23 protein-coding genes and 1 pseudogene are annotated in these 24,567 nt (G+C 60.9%); 12 read left to right on the top strand and 12 right to left on the bottom strand.

The features are described from left to right. Positions 1-129: 129 nt before the first annotated feature. From HBR93_RS13505 to HBR93_RS13495, 3 genes are all read right to left on the bottom strand, one after another. Positions 130-597: an inhibitor of vertebrate lysozyme family protein gene (locus tag HBR93_RS13505; protein ID WP_057957910.1), complete on the bottom strand. Its 468-nt coding sequence runs from the start codon at positions 595-597 to the stop codon at positions 130-132. A gap of 2 nt (positions 598-599) precedes the next feature. Further along, positions 600-764: a DUF1328 domain-containing protein gene (locus tag HBR93_RS13500; RefSeq protein ID WP_003170804.1), complete on the bottom strand. Its 165-nt coding sequence runs from the start codon at positions 762-764 to the stop codon at positions 600-602. Positions 765-844: 80 nt separating this feature from the next. Beyond that, positions 845-1,129 carry a hypothetical protein gene (locus HBR93_RS13495; protein WP_057439242.1) on the bottom strand — a complete coding sequence of 95 codons (285 nt, stop codon included), beginning with the start codon at positions 1,127-1,129 and terminating at the stop codon, positions 845-847. Positions 1,130-1,524: 395 nt separating this feature from the next. Between HBR93_RS13495 and algB the strand changes: the two genes are divergently transcribed. After that, complete coding sequence (algB, locus tag HBR93_RS13490) at positions 1,525-2,871, top strand: sigma-54-dependent response regulator transcription factor AlgB (RefSeq protein ID WP_032862658.1); 1,347 nt, start codon at positions 1,525-1,527, stop codon at positions 2,869-2,871. A 10-nt stretch (positions 2,872-2,881) separates the two neighbouring features. Next, entirely contained in the window at positions 2,882-4,669 is a 1,788-nt protein-coding gene (locus tag HBR93_RS13485; RefSeq protein ID WP_169960472.1) for a KinB sensor domain-containing domain, read from the top strand. Between the two features lie 90 nt (positions 4,670-4,759). Here the strand turns inward: HBR93_RS13485 and HBR93_RS13480 are convergent, their stop codons facing one another. From HBR93_RS13480 to HBR93_RS13455, 6 genes are all read right to left on the bottom strand, one after another. Continuing rightward, complete coding sequence (locus HBR93_RS13480; RefSeq protein ID WP_169960471.1) at positions 4,760-5,536, bottom strand: N-acetylmuramoyl-L-alanine amidase; 777 nt, start codon at positions 5,534-5,536, stop codon at positions 4,760-4,762. 90 nt (positions 5,537-5,626) lie between these two features. Next, on the bottom strand, positions 5,627-7,714 hold the full coding sequence (locus HBR93_RS13475) for a diguanylate cyclase (protein WP_169960470.1): 2,088 nt from the start codon (positions 7,712-7,714) through the stop codon (positions 5,627-5,629). After that, positions 7,711-8,589, bottom strand: coding sequence for an endonuclease/exonuclease/phosphatase family protein (locus tag HBR93_RS13470; RefSeq protein WP_057439246.1), 879 nt, complete (start codon positions 8,587-8,589; stop codon positions 7,711-7,713). Before HBR93_RS13470 ends, HBR93_RS13475 begins: the two co-directional genes overlap by 4 nt. A gap of 10 nt (positions 8,590-8,599) precedes the next feature. Further along, positions 8,600-9,235: a thiol:disulfide interchange protein DsbA gene (gene dsbA / locus HBR93_RS13465; RefSeq protein WP_057439247.1), complete on the bottom strand. Its 636-nt coding sequence runs from the start codon at positions 9,233-9,235 to the stop codon at positions 8,600-8,602. A gap of 189 nt (positions 9,236-9,424) precedes the next feature. After that, positions 9,425-10,039, bottom strand: a complete 615-nt coding sequence (locus tag HBR93_RS13460) for a cytochrome c4 (protein WP_057439248.1) — start codon at positions 10,037-10,039, stop codon at positions 9,425-9,427. Positions 10,040-10,085: 46 nt separating this feature from the next. After that, positions 10,086-10,376 (bottom strand): c-type cytochrome, encoded by a 291-nt coding sequence (locus HBR93_RS13455; RefSeq protein WP_057439249.1) that lies wholly within the window; start codon positions 10,374-10,376, stop codon positions 10,086-10,088. Between the two features lie 192 nt (positions 10,377-10,568). Here HBR93_RS13455 and yihA point away from each other — a divergent pair, with 192 nt between their 5' ends. Next, positions 10,569-11,210 (top strand): ribosome biogenesis GTP-binding protein YihA/YsxC, encoded by a 642-nt coding sequence (yihA, locus tag HBR93_RS13450; protein ID WP_169960469.1) that lies wholly within the window; start codon positions 10,569-10,571, stop codon positions 11,208-11,210. A 267-nt stretch (positions 11,211-11,477) separates the two neighbouring features. Here yihA and polA read toward each other — a convergent pair whose 3' ends face one another. Continuing rightward, positions 11,478-14,273, bottom strand: coding sequence for a DNA polymerase I (gene polA / locus HBR93_RS13445; RefSeq protein WP_169960468.1), 2,796 nt, complete (start codon positions 14,271-14,273; stop codon positions 11,478-11,480). 74 nt (positions 14,274-14,347) lie between these two features. On the opposite strand from polA, the gene HBR93_RS13440 reads away from it, so the two are divergent. Together HBR93_RS13440 and HBR93_RS13435 are read left to right on the top strand one after the other, a co-directional pair. Next, a complete protein-coding gene (locus tag HBR93_RS13440; RefSeq protein ID WP_169960467.1) occupies positions 14,348-14,638 on the top strand; it encodes a DUF2782 domain-containing protein in 291 nt (96 codons plus the stop codon). A 56-nt stretch (positions 14,639-14,694) separates the two neighbouring features. Beyond that, positions 14,695-15,648 (top strand): homoserine kinase, encoded by a 954-nt coding sequence (locus tag HBR93_RS13435; RefSeq protein ID WP_169960466.1) that lies wholly within the window; start codon positions 14,695-14,697, stop codon positions 15,646-15,648. Between the two features lie 109 nt (positions 15,649-15,757). Here the strand turns inward: HBR93_RS13435 and HBR93_RS13430 are convergent, their stop codons facing one another. Continuing rightward, the gene (locus HBR93_RS13430; protein WP_169960465.1) at positions 15,758-16,687 is read right to left on the bottom strand and encodes a zinc ABC transporter substrate-binding protein; all 930 of its coding nucleotides are present in this window, start codon (positions 16,685-16,687) and stop codon (positions 15,758-15,760) included. 46 nt (positions 16,688-16,733) lie between these two features. Here HBR93_RS13430 and HBR93_RS13425 point away from each other — a divergent pair, with 46 nt between their 5' ends. From HBR93_RS13425 to HBR93_RS13410, 4 genes are read left to right on the top strand one after another with little or no spacing between them, the layout of a single operon-like run. Continuing rightward, on the top strand, positions 16,734-17,228 hold the full coding sequence (locus HBR93_RS13425; RefSeq protein ID WP_169851371.1) for a Fur family transcriptional regulator: 495 nt from the start codon (positions 16,734-16,736) through the stop codon (positions 17,226-17,228). Further along, positions 17,228-18,013, top strand: a complete 786-nt coding sequence (gene znuC, locus HBR93_RS13420; RefSeq protein ID WP_057444838.1) for a zinc ABC transporter ATP-binding protein ZnuC — start codon at positions 17,228-17,230, stop codon at positions 18,011-18,013. Before HBR93_RS13425 ends, znuC begins: the two co-directional genes overlap by 1 nt. After that, positions 18,006-18,794 carry a zinc ABC transporter permease subunit ZnuB gene (znuB, locus tag HBR93_RS13415; protein WP_029290341.1) on the top strand — a complete coding sequence of 263 codons (789 nt, stop codon included), beginning with the start codon at positions 18,006-18,008 and terminating at the stop codon, positions 18,792-18,794. Before znuC ends, znuB begins: the two co-directional genes overlap by 8 nt. 37 nt (positions 18,795-18,831) lie before the next feature. Then, on the top strand, positions 18,832-19,551 hold the full coding sequence (locus HBR93_RS13410; protein ID WP_120731142.1) for a PA5502 family lipoprotein: 720 nt from the start codon (positions 18,832-18,834) through the stop codon (positions 19,549-19,551). 66 nt (positions 19,552-19,617) lie between these two features. On the opposite strand, the pseudogene katE reads toward HBR93_RS13410, so the two are convergent. Beyond that, positions 19,618-21,764, bottom strand: a pseudogene (gene katE, locus HBR93_RS13405) (catalase HPII). Positions 21,765-22,029: 265 nt separating this feature from the next. On the opposite strand from katE, the gene HBR93_RS13400 reads away from it, so the two are divergent. The 3 genes from HBR93_RS13400 to HBR93_RS13390 are packed head-to-tail and all read left to right on the top strand — an operon-like array spanning position 22,030 to position 24,535. Further along, a complete protein-coding gene (locus HBR93_RS13400) occupies positions 22,030-23,037 on the top strand; it encodes a methionine ABC transporter ATP-binding protein (protein ID WP_057439253.1) in 1,008 nt (335 codons plus the stop codon). After that, the gene (locus tag HBR93_RS13395) at positions 23,037-23,711 is read left to right on the top strand and encodes a methionine ABC transporter permease (protein WP_029290333.1); all 675 of its coding nucleotides are present in this window, start codon (positions 23,037-23,039) and stop codon (positions 23,709-23,711) included. Before HBR93_RS13400 ends, HBR93_RS13395 begins: the two co-directional genes overlap by 1 nt. 50 nt (positions 23,712-23,761) lie before the next feature. Next, entirely contained in the window at positions 23,762-24,535 is a 774-nt protein-coding gene (locus HBR93_RS13390) for a MetQ/NlpA family ABC transporter substrate-binding protein (protein WP_057444837.1), read from the top strand. Positions 24,536-24,567 lie beyond the last annotated feature (32 nt).

Raw genomic sequence — 24,567 nt, 5'->3', positions numbered from 1 at the left:
CCGTAGGTCACGCCGATCCACCTTGATCAGAGCAACCCGGCCCCCTGGTCATGCATCGCCGTCAGGTGGCGGTGCAAACGGAAACAGGCAGTTGGCCGGCTTCCATGTTGGTGAGGCCCGCAGACGGACCTAGTACCAATTCGGATCTTTCTTCAGTTGCTCCATCAGCAACTTCTGCATGCCTTCATCCGGCTTGCCAAGAAAACGGTAGTCCGCATGCCGTGTCGGTGACTTGTCTGCCGGAAGCCCCGCAGGCACTTCGACCAACATCGCGTAGGCATCGTCCTTATCCATGCTGAAAGCCACGATCAGACGTTTATTCAGGCAGGTATCGGCCGTTTCACACAGCGGCCCGACCAAATAACCATCACCGTCTTCCGTCACGGCATTCATTTGCTCAGCAGTGCCCGAAAGATTGATCACCCATTCAGGCAAACGCTCTTCCTGCTTGACCACACCCTGCCAGGTTTCGCGATATTGCGGGTCGGTATTGAGCAGGTCATTGGCCCGCGCCTGGCCGTCATTGGCGGCCATGGCCAAGCCACTGCCGCCCAACAGCAGGGCGGCAGCAAGGGTTTTAAAAGACAAGTTGGCCATGTTCAGCCTCGACCGCGACGGCCAAAGAAGAAGGAAGCGATGAACATCACCAGGAAAACGACAAAGAGAATCTTGGCGATACCCGTGGCGGTGCCCGCGATACCACCGAAGCCCAGGACTGCAGCCACAATGGCAATGATCAGGAATGTGATTGCCCAACTCAACATGGTGATTCTCCTTTTGCGTCTATAGAAGTGACTGCTGTGTAGCCATCCTGTCGCGACCCAACGGGGCGGCAGGTTCGTGCCTAGAACACCCAGCGTTCCTGGACAGGTTCGTCGTACAGGGCGATGTCCTGTTCAACGGCCATCATGCGTGGGGTTGCCACGTCGGCGCTGGAGCTGCCAACGGAACGGAAATGGGTCTGCGTCATGGGTGCGCGTTCGAACTGCGGGGTGGACGCCTGGCTCTGCTGCCAATGCTGTAACTGCTGGCCACCGATCAAGGTCACCATCAACGCAAGGCTGGCGAACAGACCCTGTTGAAGGCGCAGCGGCGATACACGCAATGGCTTGAGGCTTTGGCGAGTCATCCTGAATCTCTCCCGCATTTGTTTTGTTCGTTAATCACGCTTGTAAGAGAGATATTGCAGAGTGCGTGCCAGTTTTTTCGCAGAATAAAAACCAATAAAATCAGTAGCTTATAAGATCATTGGTTTTCTTCTCAGCAGCATCCTGCACGATGCGCCTATCCTCACCGTGCGAAATGCACGATGGTCGTTGGTCGGATCAAGGGATCAGAACGGGCAGTGGGGCTGCCGAAGCATCAAGAAGGGTCAAAAACCCACTGCCCAGGCATATAAGTAGGAAGGGTCTTAGATAGCTGCGCGATAGGGCCTTGAATCAATCAGAATAAACCATGCAACTTGCCCGATTATTCCGGGACTAACCAAGATCAATCATTCTTAATTTAAGGAGCGCGGGACAGATGGAATCAGCCAAGGAACTTCAAGGCCGCATTCTTTTAGTGGACGACGAGTCCGCGATCCTCCGCACCTTCCGCTACTGCCTGGAAGATGAAGGCTATACCGTCGCCACCGCCAACAGCGCGGCCCAGGCCGATGCCCTGTTGCAGCGCCAGGTGTTCGACCTGTGCTTTCTGGACCTGCGCCTGGGCGAAGACAACGGCCTGGATGTGCTGGCGCAAATGCGGATCCAGGCGCCCTGGATGCGCGTGGTGATCGTCACCGCCCACTCCGCCGTCGATACTGCCGTGGATGCGATCCAGGCGGGCGCGGCCGATTACCTGGTCAAGCCGTGCAGCCCGGACCAATTGCGCCTGGCCACCGCCAAGCAACTGGAAGTGCGCCAGCTGTCGGCACGCCTCGAAGCGCTGGAAGGCGAAGTACGCCAGCCCAAGGATGGCCTCGACTCCCATAGCCCGTCGATGATGGTGGTGCTCGAAACCGCCCGCCAAGTGGCCGGCACCGATGCCAATATCCTGATCCTCGGTGAATCCGGTACGGGTAAAGGTGAGCTGGCCAGGGCCATTCATGGCTGGAGTAAAAGGGCGAAAAAATCCTGCGTCACGATCAACTGCCCATCCCTGACCGCCGAACTGATGGAAAGCGAGCTGTTCGGCCACAGTCGCGGGGCCTTTACCGGCGCCAGCGAAAGCACCTTGGGGCGGGTCAATCAGGCGGACGGCGGTACGCTGTTTCTCGACGAGATCGGCGACTTTCCCTTGACGTTGCAACCCAAGTTGCTGCGTTTCATCCAGGACAAGGAATATGAACGGGTCGGCGACCCAGTCACTCGGCGCGCCGATGTGCGCATCCTGGCAGCGACCAACCTGAATCTTGAAGACATGGTGCGCGATGGGCGTTTTCGCGAAGACTTACTGTATCGGCTGAACGTCATCACCTTGCATCTGCCGCCCCTGCGCGAGCGCAGCGAAGATATCCTCGCCCTTGCCGACCGCTTCCTGGCGCGCTTCGTCAAAGAGTATGCGCGGCCGGCTCGCGGCTTCAGCGATGAGGCCCGTGAAGCCCTGCTCAACTACCGTTGGCCGGGCAATATCCGCGAACTGCGCAACGTCGTAGAACGCGCGAGCATCATCTGCGCCCAGGAGAAAGTCGAAATCAGCCATCTGGGGATGGCCGAGCAACCGACCAACAACTCCCCGCGTATTGGTGCGGCGTTGAGCCTGGATGAATTGGAAAAGGCCCATATCGGCGCCGTCCTGGCCACCAGCGATACCCTGGACCAGGCGGCCAAGACCCTGGGCATTGATGCATCGACGCTGTATCGCAAACGCAAGCAATACAACCTGTGAGCTGCACCTTATGAAGTTGGCGATGAAACTGCGCACGCGGCTGTTCCTGAGTATCTCTGCGCTGATCACCGTGGCCCTGCTTGGGTTGCTGCTGGGGCTGGTGAGTGTCATGCAAATGGCCAAGACCCAGGAGTCCCTGATCCGCAGCAACTTCATTACCCTGGACCTGGGACTCAAGCTGCGCCAGACCCTGGGCGACCAGTTGATCCTGATGCTCAACGACACCCCGGACCCGGTCGCGCTGAATACATCCAAGCAGGAGTATTTCAAGCTGCTGGACCAAGGCATCGCCCATGAGAAAAGTGTGGACAGGATCGGCGGTCTCACTCAGGCCAAGGCCGATTACCTGAGGTTTATCGAAGCCTTCGACGAAAATGAAAGTACGCCGCCGTCCCTGCGCAATAACGCAAAACTTACCGCCAGCTTCAACGCCTTGCGCAATGGGCTGATCAGCGAACACAAAACCGCGCTGGAAAACATCAGCGACACCGTGCGGCAATCGCGTGAGCGAGCCTTGTGGATCGCCGGCCTGCTCGGGCTGGTGGGGCTGGCAGTGCTGATTATCGGGTTCATCACCGCCCATGGCATCGCCCGGCGCTTTGGCGGGCCGATCGAGGCGCTGGCCAAGGCTGCCGATAAAATCGGCCAAGGCAATTTCGATGTCACGCTGCCTATTTCTTCAGCTGCAGAAATGAACCTGTTGACCCGGCGCTTTGGCATCATGGCCGAAGCCCTGCGCCAGCATCAGGCCACGAACGTCGATGAATTGCTCGCCGGCCAGCAACGCTTGCAGGCCGTGCTCGACAGCATCGACGACGGTTTGCTGATGATCGACCGCCAAGGCCGTCTTGAACACCTCAACCCGGTCGCCCAGCGCCAGTTGGGTTGGGACGAGACCCGCCTGGGAGAGGGCCTGGGCGAAGCGTTACAGCGCCCGGAACTGGATGAGCAACTGCATCTGGTGCTGCGCGGCGGCAACCTGGAGCGCGCACCTGACGACCTGGAAGTGGAAGTCGAAGGCGAATCACGCCTGCTGACCTACAGCATGACGCCAGTCAGCCACCACCAGGGGCACATCCTCGGCGCGGTGATGGTATTGCATGACGTGACCGAGCAACGGGCCTTCGAGCGGGTGCGCAGCGAATTCGTGCTGCGGGCCTCCCATGAACTGCGCACGCCGGTCACCGGTATGCACATGGCGTTCGGGCTGTTCCAGGAACGGGCGAAGTTCCCCGCCAAGTCGCGCGAAGCCGACCTGCTGAATACGGTCAATGAAGAAATGCAGCGCTTGATGCAACTGATCAACGACTTGCTCAACTTTTCCCGCTATCAGAACGGCCTGCAAAAACTCACCCTGGCGCCCTGCGACACCAACGATCTGCTCGAACATGCCCGCGCGCGTTTTGCCGAACTGGCGAATGCGCAAAACATCGACCTGGTGATAGAGGCACAGGCGCAACTACCCAGGCTACACGCCGACCGGGCGCAATTGGAGCGAGTCCTCGACAATCTGCTGGGCAATGCCCTACGCCACACCAGCGAAGGCGGGCAGATTCGCTTGCAAGCGCGGCGCCATGGCGAACGGCTGATCATCAGCGTGGAGGACAACGGCGAAGGCATAGCCTATGGCCAGCAGGGCAGGATTTTCGAACCTTTTGTCCAGGTAGGCCGCAAGAAAGGCGGCGCCGGCCTGGGGCTGGCGCTGTGCAAGGAGATCGTGCAACTGCACGGCGGCAGGATGGGGGTCTATTCCCGGCCGGGGCAGGGCACGCAGTTCTATATGGCGTTGCCGCTGTAACTATCAGTCAGCACGCCACTCAAGGGCGGCAACGATCAAAGGTGGGAGCTCGACGGCTCCCACCTCAATTGCGCGCAGCGCTAAAAGACCTTAGCGGTGGTTCAGCACCCGCAGGATCGCTGCACTTTGCGCATCCGGCGTACCGTCGAACAACGCCGGCCGGAAGCGCATCTGGAAGGCGGCCAGTACACGCCGTGTCGCCACATCCAATTCACCGGTTTGCGGCGTGGCATACCCCAGGCGTGCCAACTCTTCCTGGAACCAGGTAATGCTCGGCAACTGCCCGGCGTACTCGGCCTGATACCGCGCAACCGCCTGGGCCTCGGGCCAGATCCCCAGACCTTCATCAGCCAGGCGCTTCCACGGGAACAATGGACCCGGATCGAGTTTGCGGCCAGGCGCGATATCGCTATGACCAATAATGAATCGCGGGTTGATCCGGTTGCGCTGGCTGATGTCCTTGAGCAAGGTCACCAGGGACTGGACCTGCGCCTCGGAGTACGGATACCACACCCGACCTGTTGGCGTGTCGCGATAACCCGGATTGACGATCTCGATGCCAATGGAGCTGGAGTTGAGCCAGGTACGCCCCATCCACTCGCTCTCTCCGGCGTGCCAGGAGCGCTTGTCTTCATCCACCAGCTTATAGATGGTTGCGCGGGCATCATCGCCAATCAGGTAGTGGCTGCTGACCTGGCCTTTGGTCAACAGCGCCAGCGAGCTTTGAAGGTTGGTAGCGGTGTAGTGCAGGACGACGAACTGGATACGATGATCGAAGTTCACCGATGGGTGGCTGGTATCCAGCCGCGGGCCACTCGCACAACCTGCGAGGGTGAGGAACAGTAGAGCAGTAACTAGAAATTTCATGGCAACAGACAGTACGCTAAAGACGATAATGCAACAGTGTAACGTACGGTTTGCCGGCCAGCGGCCGGCAATACAAAATCGAACAAATTTTCAGGCCGCCTGCACCTGGTTACGTCCGGCCGCCTTGGCTCGATACAACGCCTCGTCCGCGCGCTTGAGTGCCAGGTCGCTGCGCTCTCCAGGCTGGAACTGCGCCATGCCGATGGACATCGTAATGGTCACCCGCTCGCCCTTGAAGTGAAACGGGCACGCCTCGATGGCCGCCCGCAGGCGTTCGCCGAGTTCCAGCGCACCGCCCAACGCCGAATCCGGCATCAGCAGCACAAACTCCTCACCGCCAAACCGTGCGATAAAGTCCGTCGGGCGCAGGTGCTTGCTCAATACAGTGGCGATGATTTTCAGCACCTTGTCGCCCGCCAGATGGCCGTAGCTGTCATTGATGCGCTTGAAGTGGTCGAGGTCGAGCATCGCCAACGACAGGCTGTTGCCCTGTTGATGCCAGGTATTGACCTCGTACTCCAGGCGCTCGCTCCAGGCCGCACGATTGGGCAATCCAGTGAGCGGGTCGATCAAGGCTTTCTGGCGCTGCACCTCAAGGTGGTCCCGATAGCCCTGGGCCTCCTGCTCCATGCTCGCCACCCGCTCGGCCAAACCCTGCAACCGCGCGGCGACTTCATGTTCACGCTGGTCACGCTGCCTTTGATGCTCATCCATGGCACCCAACAGCCCCTCAAGATGACTTTCCAGCACTTGCTTGAGGTCATCGAGGTCGGCCGCTTCCTGGACACTGCTTTGCAAGCCATCCATCTGTTCACGGATTTGCGTGTCCATCTCGCGCGCGGCGCTGCGGCTGTCGGCGTGCCCGTCGCTGGCCGCCTGCAGGTTGCTCTGGAAGGCTTCCAGCCGCTCGTTGAGATGCTTGAGGTAGGCCTCGAACTCATGCTGGCCGCTATCGGTGATGGCCAGCATCAATACCGCCAGGTCATCGAGGATCGGTAGCAGTTCGTACCAATTCAGCCCTTGGGCCAGGCGTTCGCGCATGGCTTGCGCCTGGGGCCGGTGCCGCTCGGGCAGAGCGAGGTCGCCCAGCAGGCCGAGCAGGGTGTCTTCGATATGTTTGGCGACAGAGCTGTAGGACGGCTCGGGGGAATCGGGCAGGGCGTACAGCGCCTCAGGATCAACCTCTGCCGATTCGTCGTCCAGCACAGGCGGCAATGACAGACTGCCGATCTCGGCCGGTTGCGGCACCAGGGGCAGGACCTCGGGCGCAACTACCGCCGCAGCGACAGCCCGTTCAGGCAGCGGGGCAAGGCTCACTTCGACAGGTCGGGGCGGTTCCGGGGTTTCGATGGCGACCGCGAGCGTCTCGACGGGTGATAAGCGAGGAGCGCCATCCTCGGGCACTGATGCCACACGCTCATCCACATCAACCCGAGGCGCCACAGGCTGAGGTGCAGGTGCAGGTGCAGGTGCAGGTGCAACTTCAAGTACCGGCTGCTGCGGGGCCTGGGCTTGTGGCGCGAAGGCACGCAGGGCCTGGGCCAGCTCGGGCGCATCCTCAACCACCGGGGTGGCCGGGCTTGGTGCTACCGCAGGGGGTTGCCGGGAAGGCGGAGAAACAGCGGGCTCAACCGGCGCAACCTCTGTACCCGCCTCCTTGCCACCAAACAGGCGCTGCAACAAACCTGGACGAGCAGGTTCGTCATCCGACTCAAGATTACTCAGGGCCTGCCCTTGCAGACCGCTCAACTCACTGAGCAGCAGGGGAATTTCCCGCGCCTGGCCGACTCGGCTATCCAACTGCTTGGCAAAGCTCTTCAGCGGGCGACTGACTTCCCGGGGCAAGGGCAGGGCCTGTAATTGCGAGACCAAGGCGGTCAGCGCCGTACTGATCTGATCCACCCGCGTTTCACGGCGCTGCTCGGAGTCCAGCACGGCCTTTTCCAGGCGTGGCAACAAGGCGGCGAGCGCGGCGTCCATGTCATCGGTGCGCACCACATCGCGCATCTCTTTCATACACTGGTCCACGGCCCGATCCGTGCCTTCGGCCGCCAGCGTGCTGCGCACCAGCCCACGACGCAGCAAGTCGAGGCGCGCAGCCCAACGACGTTCGAGCTTTTCTTGTTGCTCGATGCTTAACAGGTATTTTTCTTTCCAGCGCTGGGCGTCGTCGCTCATGCAAGGGGTCCGCGAGGGCCGGGGCTCAACGCGGGTAATGCATCAGCCGTGAGCGAACCCGGCAGACGAATCTCTACCGCGACCGGCAGGTGATCGGAAATGGGCTGCGCCAGCACCTGCACGCGTTCCAGCGTCAGGGTCGGGCTTAACAGAATGTGATCTAGACAGCGTTGCGGACGCCAACTGGGGAACGTGGCTTCGACCTGCGGCGCCAGCAGCCCGAGGTCGCGCAGCGGAGAATTCTGCAACAGGTCGCTGGCGTGGGTGTTCATGTCCCCCATCAGCACCTGGTGTTTGTAATCGCCAATCAGCTCACGGATGTAGGCCAACTGCAGGGTCCGGGTACGCGCCCCCAGCGCCAGGTGCATCATGACCACCACCAGCGCCTCGGGCCCTTCGCCGAAGCGCACCAGAATCGCCCCGCGCCCTTTCGGGCCCGGCAGTGGATGGTCTTCGATCACCGAGGGCTTCAACCGGCTGAGCACGCCATTGCTGTGCTGGCCCAGTCGGCCGAGGTTGCGATTGAGTTGTTGGTACCAGTAAGGGAAAGCACCGAGCTGGGCCAGGTGTTCGACCTGATTGACGTAGCCTGAACGCAGGCTGCCACCGTCGGCCTCCTGCAGGGCCACCAGGTCGAAATCGCCCAGCAGGTCGCCAATCTTCTGCAGATTGCCGGCCCGACCGTTGTGGGGCAGCAGATGCTGCCAGCCCCGGGTCAGGTAGTGGCGGTACTTTTCGGTACTGATGCCTACCTGGATATTGAAGCTCAGTAAGCGCAGCCGGCTATCCGCCGGCAGGCCGGTGGACGTCAGGTGGTGTTCGTTGACCTGCGGATCATGCAGGCCAACCACTCGTTCAGTACCCCAGCGACGCATGGCGAGCCCCTTACTTGGCTGCGCGCTCTTTGGCGATCAACTGGTCGGCAACGTTCAGGGTCGCTTCAGGACCACCTGTGGAGCCCAGGTCAAAGCGGTACTTGCCGTTGACGATCAGGGTTGGAACGCCTTGCACGCCGTACTTCTGCGCAAGATCTTTGGCCTGTTTGATCTGGCCCTTGATGGCAAAGGAATTAAAGGTGGTCAGGAACTTGTCCTTGTCCACGCCCTGGGTGGCGAGGAAGTCAGCCATTTCCTCAGGCTTGGTCAGGCGCTTGCCTTGTTTCTGGATTGCCTCGAACACCGCGTTGTGGACCTTATGCTCCACACCCATGGCTTCCAGGGTCAGGAACATCTGGCCGTGGGCATCCCAAGGGCCGCCGAACATGGCCGGGAGGCGCTTGAAGTTCACGTCCGAAGGCAGCTTCTCGGCCCAAGGGTTGATGGTCGGCTCAAAAGAGTAGCAATGCGGGCAGCCATACCAGAACAGCTCTACGACTTCGATCTTGCCCGGCACGGAAACCGGCACCGGATTGGCCAATTCAACATAAGTCTTGCCCGCTTCAAGCGGCACATCGGCGGCTTGGGCGGTCATGCCGAACAGGCTGGCAGTGACGAGAGCGGCGCTGAGGATCAATTTACGCATGCTTTACTCCTGGACAAATAAAGTCGCCTCGCGCGACCTTTTTTATGACAGGTCTACACGGGCATGAGTTCGTTAGTGTAACGGTAGCGGCCACAAAAAAGGGCGGCCTCAGCCACCCTTTTTATGCTTGCATCGACGGATTAATCGAGCGTTAACGTTACCGCTGATGTACCCCCGGTCTTGCGCACCTTACTTGTGCAGGCCCTGGATGTAGCTGGCTACCGCTGCAATGTCTTCGTCACTCAGTTTGCGCGCAATCGTACGCATGGTCATTGCATCGCCATCGTTGGCACGGCCGGCTTCTTCCTTGCGGAAATCAGTCAGTTGCTTGGCAATGTACTGGGCGTGCTGGCCACCCAGGTGCGGGAAGCCTGCTGCGGCGTTACCCGAGCCATCCGGAGAGTGGCAGCCGGTACAGGCCGGCAGGCCTTTGTCGAGGTCGCCGCCACGGAACAGCTTTTCACCACGTTCGACCAGTTTTGGATCCGCCGCCCCCACGCTGCCTGCCTGGCTGGCGAAATACGCCGCGATATCCGACAGGTCCTGATCGTTGAGATTGGTCAGCATGCCGGTCATTTCCAATACCGTTCGCTTGCCGTCCTTGATGTCGTGCATCTGCTTGGTCAGGTATTTCTCACCCTGGCCCGCCAGTTTTGGAAAGTTGGGTAACGGACTGTTGCCATCCGCTCCATGGCAGGCACCACATACGGCGGCCTTTGTCTGGCCAGCAGTAGCGTCACCTGCAGCATGGGCAACACCAGTGATGCCCAAGGTCAACAGCAGACTCACGATCAATTTGTTCATCAGCTAATCCAATTACGGCTAAAGGTTATAGAGTTATGGACCGGGTCTACTCGCTCATCAAAACAATGATGGCCTGGTAATCCTCGGCACGGCATTCCATGCACAAACCACGCGGCGGCATCGCCTTGAAACCCTGGGTCACATGCTGCACCAGCGTATCCATGCCTTGCGCCAGCCTCGGCGCCCAGGCTGCCTGGTCACCCCGCTTGGGGGCCATTGGCAACTGCCCGGCATGACAAGCCGCACAAACGCGGTTGTACACAGCTTCCGGATCCTGTGTAGCCTGCGCACTGTAAAGTGGTATCAGGACACCGACAGCTAGCAGCCACTGGGTCATACGTCGACCTTTTCAGGGTTTGGAAGCGTTTTGCGTTCTAATGCGCAATAAAGGTCTATCGCTCCCGTGAACTTCATCCTTCGCTGGGACAAAGCACACACAAAATCTGCGGCATTATATACTGGCGCCACTGAAACGGGAACGACACTACTTGCCGCACCCATTCCCGGCACCGCCCACATCGGAAATCCCATGCAACTCAAGAACCCCATCCTCGGTCTGTGCCAACAGTCCACGTTCATGCTCAGCGCCGCCAAAGTCGACCAATGCCCCGACGACGAAGGCTTTGAAGTGGCCTTCGCCGGGCGCTCCAACGCCGGTAAGTCCAGCGCGCTCAACACCCTGACCCATGCCAGCCTGGCTCGCACCTCGAAAACCCCGGGCCGCACACAGCTGCTCAACTTCTTCAAGCTAGACGATGATCGGCGTCTGGTCGACCTGCCGGGCTACGGTTACGCAAAAGTACCTATCCCATTGAAGCTGCACTGGCAGCGTCACCTGGAAGCCTATCTGGGTGGCCGCGAAAGCCTGAAAGGGCTGATCCTGATGATGGATATCCGTCATCCAATGACCGATTTCGACCTGTTGATGCTCGATTGGGCGGTCGCCAGTGGCATGCCAATACATATTTTGCTGACCAAGGCCGACAAATTGACCTACGGCGCAGCCAAGAACACCTTGCTCAAAGTGCAGGCCGAAATCCGTAAGGGTTGGGGTGATGCGATCACTATCCAGCTGTTCTCGGCGCCCAAGCGCATGGGCCTGGAAGACGCCTATACCGTACTGGCAGGCTGGATGGAGCTGGCGGACAAGGGCGCGGAAATCGCCGAGTAACTTTTCTGCAGGCAAAAAAAACCCCGGACTTCGTATGGGGAGGGGAAGTTCGGGGTCCAAGTTCCGGACCGCTAGGGCGGGGTCCAGATATCTGCCAACACTTAACACAACATAGGAGCATTGAAGGGCTTCACCACCCATTCAGTAACTCTGAGTGACTTTTCATGGGTTAAGTTCCGGCGCCCGGAAAAACTATTGGAAATAACCCTCGGAGCTTTCCGATCTATAGGCAGTGCTGCGACGTCATGCCGCAGCACTGCCAGATGATCAGTGCGCCTGGTCCCAGTTATCGCCCACCCCGACTTCCACCAGCAGCGGCACATCCAGGCTCGCCGCACCGCTCATGTGCTCGCGAATCTTCTCGCTGACCTCAGCCACCAGGTCTTCGCGGACCTCCAGTACCAATTCATCGTGTACCTGCAGGATGACCTTGGCGTCCAACCCCGACTCCGTCAGCCAGTTGTCGACCTTGACCATGGCTTTCTTGATGATATCGGCGGCAGTGCCCTGCATCGGCGCGTTGATCGCGGTACGTTCTGCGCCCGCGCGCTCCTGGGGCTTGTTGGAGTGGATATCCGGCAGATACAGGCGGCGCCCGAACAGGGTTTCCACATAGCCCTGGTCGGATGCCTGGGCACGGGTGCGCTCCATGTACTCGCGCACCCCTGGGTAGCGGGCAAAGTACACATCGATGTAGGCCTTGGCCGTCTTGGTATCGACGCCAATATCCTTGCCCAACTTCTGCGCGCCCATGCCGTAGATCAGGCCGAAGTTGATCGCCTTGGCGCTACGGCGCTGGTCGGACGTGACCTCACCCAGCTCGACCTTGAACACCTCGGCCGCCGTGGCCGTGTGTACATCCAGGTTGTCGCGGAAGGCGTTGAGCAAGCCCTCGTCCTTGGACAGGTGCGCCATGATCCGCAGCTCGATCTGCGAGTAGTCCGCCGCCAGCAGCTTGTAGCCCTTGGGCGCAACGAACGCCTGGCGGATCCGCCGGCCTTCGGCGGTGCGCACCGGGATGTTCTGCAGGTTCGGATCACTGGACGACAAACGCCCGGTAGCGGCCACGGCCTGATGATAAGAGGTGTGGATCCGCCCCGTGCGCGGGTTGATCTGCTCGGGCAAACGGTCGGTGTAGGTGCTTTTGAGTTTGCTCATGCTGCGGTACTGCATCAGCACCTTAGGCAATGGATAGTCATCTTCGGCCAACTTGGCCAGCACTTCCTCGGCGGTAGAGGCCTGGCCCTTGCCAGTCTTCTTCAACACCGGCAGCCCGAGTTTTTCGTAGAGGATTGCCCCCAATTGCTTGGGCGAACCCAGGTTGAACTCCTCGCCGGCGATCTCATACGCCTGACGCTCCAGTTCCACCATCTTGTTGCCCAGCTCGATGCTCTGCACGCCGAGCAGCGCGGCATCTACCAGGGCACCCTGGCGCTCGATCCGCGCCAGTACCGGCACCAATGGCATCTCGATATCCGTCAGCACACTGGCCAGGCTCGGCAAGGCGCAGAGTTGTTCGTACAGGGCCAGGTGCAGGCGCAGGGTCACATCGGCATCTTCAGCAGCGTAGGGGCCGGCCTGCTCCAGGGCAATCTGGTCGAAGGTCAGCTGTTTGGCGCCTTTGCCGGCGATGTCCTGGAAGCTGACGGTGTCATGCTCCAGGTACTTCTTCGCCAGGCTGTCCATGTCGTGCCGGGTCGCGGTGGAGTTCAGCACGTAGGATTCGAGCATGGTGTCGAAGGCGATGCCGCGCACGGTGATGCCGTGCGCCGGGTCGCCGCCAATGGCGCAATTGGCCAGGATATTCATGTCGAACTTGGCGTGCTGACCGACCTTGAGCTTGTTAGGGTCTTCCAGCAGCGGCTTGAGAGCCAACAACACCGTATCGCGGTCCAGTTGCTCGGGCACGCCGATGTAGGAATGGGTGAGCGGGATGTAGGCCGCTTCATTGGCCTGCACCGCAAATGAAACCCCCACCAGTTGCGCCTGCTGGGCGTCGACACCGGTGGTTTCGGTATCAAAGGCAAACAACTTCGCGTCATTGAGTTTTTTCAGCCAGACGTCAAAGCGAGCCTGGTCGAGGATGGTCTCGTACTGCGCTTCGACCGGGGCCACAGGCGCTTGGGCCGCAACTGCAACCTGAGCCGGTGCAACGTCAGCGGCAGCCTTGAGCTCGACCCGCTTGGCATCACGCTGAAGCTCATCGATCCAGCTCTTGAACTCCAGCAGGGTGTACAGCTCAAGCAGCTTCTCGCGATCCGGCTCGATCAGGTGCAAGTCTTCCAGGCCAACATCCAGGGGCACGTCGACCTTGATGGTCGCCAACTGGTAGGACAGGAACGCCATCTCTTTGTGCTCTTCCAGCTTGGCCGGCAGGGTCTTGGCCCCACGGATCGGCAAGCTCGGGACAATATCGAGCTGCTCGTAAAGCTCTTTCAATCCGCCGTTCACACCGACCAGCAGTCCCGAAGCGGTCTTAGGACCGATACCGGGAACACCCGGGATGTTGTCGGAGGAATCACCCATCAGCGCCAGATAGTCGATGATCTGCTCGGGAGCGACACCAAATTTCTCCTTTACGCCGTCCACATCCATGGCACTACCGGTCATGGTGTTGACCAAGGTAATGTGCCCATCGACCAACTGCGCCATGTCCTTGTCACCCGTGGAGATCACCACCGGGCGGTCGGCAGCCGCACTGCTGCGGGCCAGGGTGCCGATCACGTCGTCGGCCTCGACACCTTCGACACACAGCAGCGGGAAGCCCAGGGCGATCACGCTCTGGTGCAGCGGCTCGATCTGCACGCGCATGTCATCGGGCATGCTCGGGCGGTTGGCCTTGTATTCGGCGTACATGTCATCGCGAAATGTCCCGCCCTTGGCGTCGAACACTACCGCGAACGGGCTGTCCGGGTACTGCTTGCGCAGGCTTTTGAGCATGTTCAACACGCCCTTGACCGCACCGGTCGGTAGGCCTTTGGATGTAGTCAGCGGCGGCAGCGCGTGGAAGGCGCGGTACAGATATGAAGAACCGTCCACCAGGACGAGGGGGGCTTGGCTCATGAGCAGGATCAACCTTTTCGGCGGGTCTGGCGCTAGAATAGCCGGACCATTGACAACAAAGGGACAAGGTTATCATGCGCACATTCAATCGCCTGCTGTTGACCGGCCTGATTGCACTCGCTCCGATGGCTGCCATAGCGGCAGACGATGCTCCTTCGGGCGATCCGGAAGTCACCATTCGCACGGAAGGCGACAAGACCATCCAGGAATTCCGCCAAAACGGCTTCCTGTACGCAATCAAGGTAACGCCCAAGGGCGGCAAACCGTATTTTCTGGTGCGCGCGGACGGAACCGATGCGAACTTCATCCGCTCGGACCAGCCGGATATGCTGATCCCGTCATGGAAGATCTTCGAATGGAAATGATTTCTTAATTTTAATCGGCGCTGCGGCCCGCGGCGCCCGTACTGGCAGTTTTAACCATGTCTGTGTTCACCCCCCTGGCTCGGCCCGAGCTGGAAACCTTTCTCGCCCCTTACGGGCTCGGCCGCCTGCTCGATTTCCAGGGGATTGCCGCTGGTAGCGAAAACACCAACTTCTTTATCAGCCTGGAACAGGGCGAATTTGTCCTGACACTGGTTGAACGCGGCCCCGTGGACGAAATGCCGTTCTTCATCGAACTGCTCGACGTACTCCACGACGCCGACCTGCCCGTGCCTTACGCCCTGCGCACCACCGACGGCGTGGCCCTGCGCGAATTGGCAGGCAAGCCGGCGCTGCTGCAACCGCGCCTGGCGGGCAAGCACATCCAGGACGCCAACGCCCAGCATTGCGTGCAAGTAGGCGAGTTGCTCGGCCACTTGCACCTGGCCACCCAGGGCGACAAGGTGCTGGAGCGCAAGACCGATCGTGGGTTGGATTGGATGCTCGAGGAGGGCGCGCAGCTGATTTCGCACCTCGACGCCCACCAGCAGCAGCTGTTGCAAACGGCACTGGATGAAATCCAGCAACACAAGGAACAGATCCTCACGCTGCCCCGCGCCAACCTCCACGCCGACCTGTTTCGCGACAACGCGATGTTCGAAGGCACCCACCTGACTGGGTTGATCGACTTCTACAACGCGTGCTCCGGGCCGATGCTGTACGACGTGGCGATTGCCCTGAATGACTGGTGCTCGGACGCCGCCGGGGTGATCGACGGCCATCGCGCCCGCGCACTGCTGGGCGCCTACGCGGCACTGCGGCCGTTCAGCGCCAAGGAAGCCGAGCTGTGGCCGACCATGTTGCGCGTGGCGTGTGTGCGGTTTTGGCTGTCACGGCTGATTGCTGCCGAGTCATTTGCCGGGCAGGACGTGCTGATTCACGATCCAGTGGAGTTCCAGCAACGACTGGAGCAGCGCCAGCAGGCCACTCTCCAACTGCCGCTCGCCCTCTGACGCTGTGGGAGCGGGCTTGCCCGCGATGAGGGCGTGTCAGTCGCCTATCAGCGCCTGATACACCGCTATCGCGGGCAAGCCCGCTCCCACAGGGGTTCTATGTCGTCGGTTACAACGACTCCAGGCACCCTGCCAAATCGTTACCCAGTTTCTCCAGCAACTGCTCATACCCCTGGCCCGTGGCCGGGGTGTAGCCGCCCAGGGCATCCAACTCCGCCAGTTTCACCGGCAGGCCAGCCACCAGGGTCTCGGCCAGGCGCGGGCGCAAGGGTGGCTCGCTGAACACGCAGGTCTTGCCCACTTCCTGCAAGCGGGTGCGCATCGCCGCCACATGCTGGGCGCCGGGTTGTACCTCGGCGGCCACGCTGAACACGCCGGTGTGCTTGAGGCCGTAGGCATCTTCAAAGTAGTCGAAGGCTTCGTGGAACACGAAGTAAGGCTTGCCGGCGATCCCCGTCAGGCGCGCTTTCAAACGCAGGTCCAAGGCGTCCAGGCGCCCGTTGAACACTTGCAGGTTGCTCTGGTAGCGCTCTGCGTTGGCGGGGTCAGCCGCGCTCAAGTCCGCCGCCATCCTGGCCGCAATCACCCGCGCATTCACCGGCGACAACCACAAGTGGGCATCCAGGCTGCCGGGGCGATGATCGTGATCATGATCGTCGGCTTCTTCGCCATGGGAGTGATGATCTTCGGCGAAATGCCGCAGCTTCAGGCCCGGCAGTTCCTGCACGGCCACTGTGGGCAAGTTGCGACCCTTGAGGACCCGTGGCAGGAAGCCTTCCATGTCCGGACCGATCCAATACAGCAGATCCACCGATTGCACACGCCGTACGTCGGATGGGCGCAATGCGTAGTTATGCGGCGAGGCTCCCGGAGGCAGCAACACCTCTGGAACCGCCACGCCGTCCTGCACAGCGGCGGCAATCAGCTGTAAGGGTTTGATGCTGGTGAGCACCCGAACCTCGGCCTGGGCAGCCCCGGCAATCAATAAACTGGTGACAAATACGACAAAAACGGCAAAAAGTCGGGACACGATAAGCACTCAAGTCAGCAGGAACGGGTAACATAATAACGTCTCTCACAAATATCTGTCGCCGCTCATGCCTAAAACACCGCTTGCCAGCCGTCCCCACGACCACTCTCACTGCGTGCACAACGCACTGTCGGAGGCCGATGCCCTGTGCGCACGCCAAGGCCTGCGCCTGACCGCCCTGCGTCGGCGGGTGCTGGAACTGGTGTGGCAGAGCCACAAGCCACTGGGTGCCTACGACATTCTCGGCGTGCTCAGCGAGCAGGACGGTCGCCGCGCCGCGCCGCCCACGGTGTACCGTGCGCTAGACTTCCTGCTGGAAAATGGCCTGGTGCACCGCATCGCCTCGTTGAACGCGTTTGTCGGCTGCAACCACCCGGAACATGCGCATCAGGGCCAGTTCCTGATCTGCCGCGAATGCCACGCCGCCATCGAACTTGAACAAAAAAGCATCAGCGACGCGATTATCAAGAGTGCCGGCGATGTCGGCTTCCGAGTCGAAGGGCAGACCGTCGAAGTGGTTGGCATCTGCTCGGGCTGCCAGGGGGCTTGATGAGCACTGCGCTGATCCGCCTGGAACAGGTCGGCGTCACGTTCGCCGACCAGAACGTGCTGGACAACATTGACCTGAGCGTCGAGCCGGGGCAGATCGTCACCCTGATCGGCCCCAACGGCGCCGGCAAGACCACCCTCGTACGCGCGGTACTGGGGCTGCTCAAGCCCGATAGCGGCAGTGTCTGGCGCAAGCCCAAGCTGCGCATCGGCTACATGCCGCAAAAACTGCACGTCGATCCGACCTTGCCGCTCTCGGTACTGCGTTTCCTGCGCCTGGTACCGGGCGTGGACCGCACTCGCGCCCAGGCTGCGCTCAAGGAAGTGGGTGCCGAGCAGGTCATCGACAGCCCGGTCCAAAGCATCTCCGGCGGCGAAATGCAGCGCGTGCTGCTGGCCCGCGCCCTGCTGCGCGAACCCGAATTGCTGGTGCTCGATGAACCGGTGCAGGGCGTCGACGTCGCCGGCCAGGCCGAGCTCTACAGCCTGATCACCCGCCTGCGCGACCGGCATGGCTGCGGCGTGCTGATGGTGTCCCATGACCTGCACCTGGTGATGAGCACCACCGACCAAGTGGTCTGCCTCAATCGCCACGTCTGCTGCTCCGGCCACCCGGAGCAGGTCAGCGGCGACCCGGCCTTCGTCGAGCTGTTCGGCAAAAACGCCCAGAGCCTGGCGATCTACCACCACCGTCACGACCATGCCCACGACCTGCATGGCGCCGTGGTCGCCGATCCGACTGCCCCTCATACCCACGTCCACGGAGATGGCTGCAAGCATGGCTGATTTTCTGCTCTACGCCCTGCTTGCAGGCTTGGCTCTGGCGCTGGTGGCGGGCCCGTTGGGTTCGTTCGTGGTCTGGCGACGCATGGCCTACTTTGGCGACACCTTGTCCCACGCCGCCTTGCTCGGCGTGGCCCTGGGCTTTTTGCTGGACGTCAGCCCGACCATTGCCGTGACCGTCGGCTGCCTGCTGCTGGCGGTGCTGCTGGTGACCCTGCAACAGCGCCAGCCACTGGCCTCGGACACGCTGCTGGGGATCCTCGCGCCGAGCACCTTGTCCCTGGGCCTGGTGGTGCTGAGCTTTATGCATGAAGTGCGGATCGACCTGATGGCCTATCTGTTCGGCGACCTGCTGGCCATCAGCCCCACGGACCTCGCCTGGATTCTCGGCGGCAGCGCTGCGGTACTGATTCTGCTGGTAGCCCTGTGGCGGCCGCTGCTGGCAATTACCGTCCACGAACAGCTGGCCACTGTCGAAGGCCTGCCCGTACCAGCGCTGCGCATGACCCTGATGTTGCTGATCGCGGTGGTGATTGCTGTCGCAATGAAGATAGTCGGCGTATTGTTGATCACGTCGCTATTGATCATCCCCGCCGCCGCCGCCCAGCGTCATGCACGCTCGCCGGAACAGATGGCGGTTGGCGCCAGTTTGCTGGGGATGCTTGCCGTGTGTGGTGGCCTGGCACTGTCCTGGTTCAAGGACACCCCGGCCGGGCCGTCGATTGTGGTCACGGCCGCCGCACTGTTTCTGCTGAGTTTTGTCCTGCCCCGTCGAGGGGTGTAGACTTGCTCGCTTTTTGCGCAATTAGAGAGTCGCAGGAATGAAGCCGTTCACCTCCCGTTATCTGCTCCTTGCCGCATTTTCCCTGCTGCTGGGCGCCTGCCAAAGCACCCCGCCCGTCGCCCCCGAGGTGCCGGATGCGCGCGCTGTGGCCATTGCACAGCTGGAACAAAACCTGGCCAGCAGTGAGCTGGCCACCGCCGAGGACCAACTCGCCGCGTTGCAGGCCCAATCGCCCGACGACCCGGCACTCGAGCCGTATCAGCGCCAACTGGCCGAGGCCTATTTGCAGCGCAGCCAGATCGTCCTGCAAAAAGGCGATGTCAACGCCGCCGCTACGGCCTTGAGCCGCGCCCGGGCGTTGATGCCCAAGGCTCCCGCGCTGACCGGTGGGGTCAACAACGCCATCGCCCACGCGCGCAAGGCCGAGCTGGATAAAGCCGAAGCCGCCCTGAAAGCTGCCGAAGCCAAGCCGCCAGCCAAGGTCATCGACCCCACCGCCGAAAGCACCACGGTGGCGCTGAACCTCACGGATATCCAGGAATTGCGCCATCAACTGGATGCCATCGCCACCGATGTGGTGAATTACCAGTGTGATGTGAGCATCCAGGTGCCGCGCACCGAGGATTACCCGTGGTTGAGCACGCTGCTGACTAAACGGGTGAAGCGGATTGATTCAGGGTACGACCTGAAGATTCATCGGCAGATCCTCAGGCATATTCCGGCGCAGGTTGTGTTGATTCCGCGTAAAGCCGACTGAAGCCAATCGCGGGCAGTGCGACGATTCGACTTGCCCGCGATGGCGCCCTATCAAACTACCAATGACTTAAGCCGGAACCGCCTTGGCCCTAGGCTCGCGTTCCCAGACCCGATGCTGGGCAATCGCCGCAATAAACGCCTTCAACGCCTTGGCATCCCCGCCGACAATCAACCCCGCATCCGCCTCCAGCTTGAGCACCTGCAGCAACTGCTTCGCCTCACCCGCCAAGGCAATCGCCTTCAAATGCTTGTACGCCTCCAGCAGGTAATGCAATGCAACGCCACGCCGTCGCCGCTCAACGCCTGGATCGACTTCGCCCCACCCGGCACAAACACCGCATCAAACGCGACTGACGGCAGGCCTTCCATCGAGGCATCCACCGCCAGGCTCTTGCCATCGGCGGTGGTCACCGGCGCCGAGGTCGGCCCAAGCAACTTGGCATGGGCGCCTTCTGCGGCCAGCGCCTTTTTCAGCGCGGCAATCGCGGCACCATCCACACCATTGGCCGCCAGGATCGCCACCTTGCGCGTCTTGATATCCCCCGACAGCAGGTTGGCCTGGCTCAAGGCCGGCGAACGCTCCGGCGCAGTCTTGCGCACCGGCACGGTGCCTTTTTTCGGCGCCGGCAGGCCCAGGTTCTCGGCCACGCGCTTGGCCAGGCCCAGGTCGATATTGGCCAGGATCTCATTGACCTGACGCGCGCGGATAAACTCACGCTCGACCTTGCCCAGCTCAAAGCTGTAGGCCGCGATGATGTGCTCCTGCTCGTGCTTGCTCATGCTGTTGAAGAACAGGCGTGCCTGGGAAAAATGGTCGCTGAACGATTCACTGCGCTCACGGATCTTGTGCGCGTCGATGCGCTCCGGGTACGACTCGAAACCGCCGTCCTGTGCTGCCGGCGGGGTTTCTTTCGGCCAGCCGCCATCAATAGAGTTCGGCTCATAGGACGCGCGGCCTTTATCGACGGTGCTGCGGTGCATGGCATCGCGCTGGTTGTTATGCAGGGGCGTCAGCGGCTGGTTGATCGGCAACTGGTGAAAGTTCGGGCCACCTAGACGGCTGATCTGTGTGTCGGTGTAGGAAAACAACCGACCTTGCAGCAGCGGATCATTGGAGAAGTCGATACCCGGCACGATGTGGCCTGGGCAGAACGCGACCTGTTCAACTTCAGCGAAGAAGTTGTCCGGGTTGCGATTAAGCACCATCTTGCCTAGCGGGGTGATGGGCACCAACTCTTCCGGAATCAACTTGGTCGGGTCGAGGATATCGAAATCGAACGCGTGCTCCTTATCTTCCGGAATCACCTGTACGCCCAGTTCCCACTCCGGGTAATCGCCCATCTCGATCGCATCCCACAGATCGCGACGGTGGTAGTCGGTATCTTTACCGGCCAATTTTTGCGCTTCGTCCCACACCAGGGAGCAGGTACCCGCTGTCGGGCGCCAGTGGAATTTGACGAAGTTGGATTGACCCTCGGCATTCACCAGACGGAACGTGTGCACCCCAAAACCCTGCATGCTGCGCAGGCTTTTTGGAATGGCGCGGTCGGACATCGCCCAGATCACCATGTGCGCCGATTCCGGCTGCAGCGAGACAAAATCCCAGAACGTATCGTGAGCCGAGCCGCCGGTAGGAATTTCGTTGTGCGGCTCAGGCTTTACCGCATGCACGAAGTCAGGAAACTTGATCGCGTCCTGAATGAAAAATACCGGCATGTTGTTGCCCACCAGGTCGAAGTTGCCTTCGTCAGTGAAGAACTTCACGGCAAAGCCGCGCACGTCACGCACCGTATCGCCTGAACCACGCGGGCCCTGCACTGTGGAAAAACGCGTGAACACCGGGGTTTTACGGCCTGGGTCACGCAGGAAACCCGCCTTGGTCAGCGCCGAATGGTTTTCATAGGTCTGGAAGTAGCCATGGGCGCCAGTGCCGCGGGCGTGCACGATGCGCTCCGGGATACGTTCATGGTCAAAGTGCGTGATTTTTTCACGCATGATGAAATCTTCCAGCAACGAAGGCCCCCGGGCGCCGGCTTTCAGGGTGTTCTGGTTATCGGAGATTTTCACCCCCTGGTTGGTGCGCAGCGCCCGGCCAGTGGCGTCGGAACGGAATTTTTCCAGGCTTTGCAGCTTGGCATTGGTGTTGCCACGGTCCAGGGTATCGGTGCCTGCAAGCTCGCTCTTGGGCGGCGTAGCGGGTTTTTTGGTACTCATCAGACAAAACTCCTCGTTTGCGTAGGCCAGAGCGGTCCCTGGCTCGTGTGAGCAAAACCCCGGGCACGGCACCCGGGAAATCGAGTTGCTTAAGTAGTGACTGACGGGATTTTTTACCGTTCCTTTTTTATGACCTTTGATCGCGTTATTGCCAAATCGCTGGTTGAATACGAAATAAATGCTAAGAAACGCTATACGGACAGGCTAAAATGCGCGCCCGGCTAACCGCTGATCCCTTTTCAATGCGCCCCACAAGGTTCGCTACGTGATCGAGTTTCATAACGTCCATAAAACCTACCGGGTCGCCGGCAAGGATATTCCCGCACTGCACCCCACCAGCCTGCGCGTCGAGAACGGCCAGGTGTTTGGCCTCATCGGCCATTCCGGCGCGGGAAAAAGTACCCTGCTGCGCCTGATCAATCGTCTGGAAGAGCCTTCGGGCGGCCAGATCAAGGTCGATGACGAAGAAGTCACCGCCCTGGATGCCAACGGCCTGCGCCGTTTCCGCCAGCAGGTCGGGATGATCTTCCAGCACTTCAACCTGCTGGCCTCCAAGACCGTCGCCGACAACGTCGCGCTGCCACTGACCCTGGCGGGCGAACTGTCGCGCCGCGAGATTGATGCGCGCGTGGCCGAGCTGCTGGACCGGGTCGGCCTCGCAGACCATGCCAAGAAGTACCCGGCGCAGTTGTCCGGCGGCCAGAAGCAGCGCGTCGGTATCGCCCGCGCCCTGGCCACCAAACCGAAAATCCTGCTGTGCGACGAAGCCACCAGTGCCCTCGACCCGCAGACCACCGCCTCGGTCCTGCAACTGCTGGCCGAGATCAACCGCGAGTTGAAGCTGACCATCGTGTTGATCACCCATGAAATGGACGTGATCCGCCGTGTCTGCGACCAGGTCGCCGTGATGGACGCCGGGGTGATTGTCGAGCAAGGCCCGGTGGCCGACGTGTTCCTGCACCCCAAGCACCCGACCACCAAGCGTTTTGTGCAGGAAGCCGAGCAGGTCGATGAAGGCGAGCAGCGTGATGTGTTCGCCCATGTGCCAGGCCGCATCGTGCGCCTGACGTTCCAGGGCGAAGCGACCTACGCGCCACTGCTGGGTACCGTCGCCCGCGAAACGGGTGTGGACTACAGCATCCTCGCCGGTCGTATCGACCACATCAAAGATACCCCTTACGGGCAACTGACCCTGGCCATCACCGGCGGTGACATGGAAGCGGCGTTCGCGCGCTTTACCGCAGCCGATGTGCATATGGAGGTCCTGCGTTAATGGACGTGCTACTGCATTACTTCGACAACGTCGACTGGGCTGATATCTGGGTTGCCACCAGCGACACCATGCTGATGCTCAGCACCTCGCTGTTTTTCACCGTGCTGGTCGGCCTGCCACTGGGCATCCTGCTGTTTCTTTTCAGCCCACGGCAGTTGCTGGAGCAGAAAACCACTTATGCCGCCCTGGCATTCGTGGTCAACGCTATCCGCTCTCTGCCGTTTATCATTCTGTTGATCGTGATGATCCCCACCACGGTGTTCCTCACCGGCACTTCGCTGGGCGTCGCCGGTGCGATTCCACCGCTGGTGGTAGGCGCTTCGACGTTCTTCGCACGGCTGGTGGAAACCGCCCTGCGCGAGGTCGATCGCGGCATCATCGAGGCGACCCAGGCCATGGGCGCCACCACACGGCAGATCATCACCAAGGCGCTGCTGCCCGAGGCAAAGCCGGGCATCATTGCTGCAATCACCGTGACCGCCATTGCCCTGGTGGGCTACACCGCCATGGCGGGTGTGGTGGGGGCCGGCGGTCTGGGCGACCTGGCGATCCGTTATGGCTACCAGCGCTTCCAGGATGACGTCATGGTCGTGACCGTGGTGATGTTGATTGTGCTGGTGCAGATTCTGCAAACCATCGGCGATAAGCTGGTGACACACTACTCTCGAAAATAAAGGCGATTGCCGGCCCCCGCCGGCAGATGCCCGAACAAGGAGCTTGTTGGATGAAAAAACTACTGGTTGCTTTCGCCGCGGTTGCCGCGTTTTCCGCCCATGCCGCCGAGACCCTGACGGTCGCCGCCACACCGGTGCCGCACGCGGAAATCCTTGAATTCGTGAAGCCGGCCCTGGCCGCGCAAGGCGTGGACCTGAAGGTCAAGGTGTTCACCGACTACGTGCAGCCGAACGTACAAGTGGCCGAGAAGCGCCTGGACGCCAACTTCTTCCAGCACCAGCCGTACCTGGATGAGTTCAACAAGGCCAAGGGCACCCACTTGGTCAGCGTCGCCGGCGTGCACCTGGAGCCACTGGGCGCGTACTCCAGCAAGTACAAGACCCTGGCCGAGCTGCCGAACGGTGCCAATGTAGTGATCCCTAACGACGCCACCAACGGCGGCCGCGCGCTGTTGCTGCTGGCCAACCAGGGCCTGATCACCTTGAAGAACCCGACCGATATCCTGTCGACCATCAAGGACATCACCGGCAACGAAAAAGGCCTGAAATTCCGCGAACTGGAAGCCGCCACCCTGCCGCGCGTGCTGACCCAGGTCGACCTGGCGCTGATCAACACCAACTACGCCCTGGAAGCCAAGCTGGACCCTTCCAAGGATGCCCTGGCGATCGAAGGCAACGACTCGCCTTACGTCAACATCCTGGTGACCCGCGAGGACAACAAGGATTCGGACGCGGTGCAGAAGCTGGTCAAAGCCCTGAAGACCCCGGAAGTGAAGAAATTCATCAACGAGAAGTACAAAGGCGCGATCCTGCCGGCGTTCTGATCGGTCTCCAACACACCGCAGATCAGAATGTG

The organism is Pseudomonas sp. WS 5411 (assembly GCF_012985595.1).
In the GTDB taxonomy this organism is placed as follows: domain Bacteria; phylum Pseudomonadota; class Gammaproteobacteria; order Pseudomonadales; family Pseudomonadaceae; genus Aquipseudomonas; species Aquipseudomonas shahriarae.
Note: the sequence above shows the minus strand (reverse complement) of the source record. Positions and strands in the feature narration are given on the sequence as shown.

Bases quoted from the DNA above. Each gene is read 5' to 3' on its own strand.
- HBR93_RS13455 (WP_057439249.1), bottom strand. From the start codon at position 10,376: ATGACCCAGTGGCTGCTAGCTGTCGGTGTCCTGATACCACTTTACAGT.
- HBR93_RS13390 (WP_057444837.1), top strand. From the start codon at position 23,762: ATGAAAAAACTACTGGTTGCTTTCGCCGCGGTTGCCGCGTTTTCCGCC.
- yihA (WP_169960469.1), top strand. From the start codon at position 10,569: ATGCAACTCAAGAACCCCATCCTCGGTCTGTGCCAACAGTCCACGTTC.
- algB (WP_032862658.1), top strand. From the start codon at position 1,525: ATGGAATCAGCCAAGGAACTTCAAGGCCGCATTCTTTTAGTGGACGAC.
- HBR93_RS13470 (WP_057439246.1), bottom strand. From the start codon at position 8,589: ATGCGTCGCTGGGGTACTGAACGAGTGGTTGGCCTGCATGATCCGCAG.
- znuC (WP_057444838.1), top strand. From the start codon at position 17,228: ATGAGCACTGCGCTGATCCGCCTGGAACAGGTCGGCGTCACGTTCGCC.
- HBR93_RS13495 (WP_057439242.1), bottom strand. From the start codon at position 1,129: ATGACTCGCCAAAGCCTCAAGCCATTGCGTGTATCGCCGCTGCGCCTT.
- HBR93_RS13410 (WP_120731142.1), top strand. From the start codon at position 18,832: ATGAAGCCGTTCACCTCCCGTTATCTGCTCCTTGCCGCATTTTCCCTG.
- polA (WP_169960468.1), bottom strand. From the start codon at position 14,273: ATGAGCCAAGCCCCCCTCGTCCTGGTGGACGGTTCTTCATATCTGTAC.
- HBR93_RS13440 (WP_169960467.1), top strand. From the start codon at position 14,348: ATGCGCACATTCAATCGCCTGCTGTTGACCGGCCTGATTGCACTCGCT.
- HBR93_RS13460 (WP_057439248.1), bottom strand. From the start codon at position 10,039: ATGAACAAATTGATCGTGAGTCTGCTGTTGACCTTGGGCATCACTGGT.
- HBR93_RS13485 (WP_169960472.1), top strand. From the start codon at position 2,882: ATGAAGTTGGCGATGAAACTGCGCACGCGGCTGTTCCTGAGTATCTCT.
- znuB (WP_029290341.1), top strand. From the start codon at position 18,006: ATGGCTGATTTTCTGCTCTACGCCCTGCTTGCAGGCTTGGCTCTGGCG.
- HBR93_RS13475 (WP_169960470.1), bottom strand. From the start codon at position 7,714: ATGAGCGACGACGCCCAGCGCTGGAAAGAAAAATACCTGTTAAGCATC.
- HBR93_RS13435 (WP_169960466.1), top strand. From the start codon at position 14,695: ATGTCTGTGTTCACCCCCCTGGCTCGGCCCGAGCTGGAAACCTTTCTC.
- HBR93_RS13505 (WP_057957910.1), bottom strand. From the start codon at position 597: ATGGCCAACTTGTCTTTTAAAACCCTTGCTGCCGCCCTGCTGTTGGGC.
- dsbA (WP_057439247.1), bottom strand. From the start codon at position 9,235: ATGCGTAAATTGATCCTCAGCGCCGCTCTCGTCACTGCCAGCCTGTTC.
- HBR93_RS13480 (WP_169960471.1), bottom strand. From the start codon at position 5,536: ATGAAATTTCTAGTTACTGCTCTACTGTTCCTCACCCTCGCAGGTTGT.
- HBR93_RS13500 (WP_003170804.1), bottom strand. From the start codon at position 764: ATGTTGAGTTGGGCAATCACATTCCTGATCATTGCCATTGTGGCTGCA.
- HBR93_RS13395 (WP_029290333.1), top strand. From the start codon at position 23,037: ATGGACGTGCTACTGCATTACTTCGACAACGTCGACTGGGCTGATATC.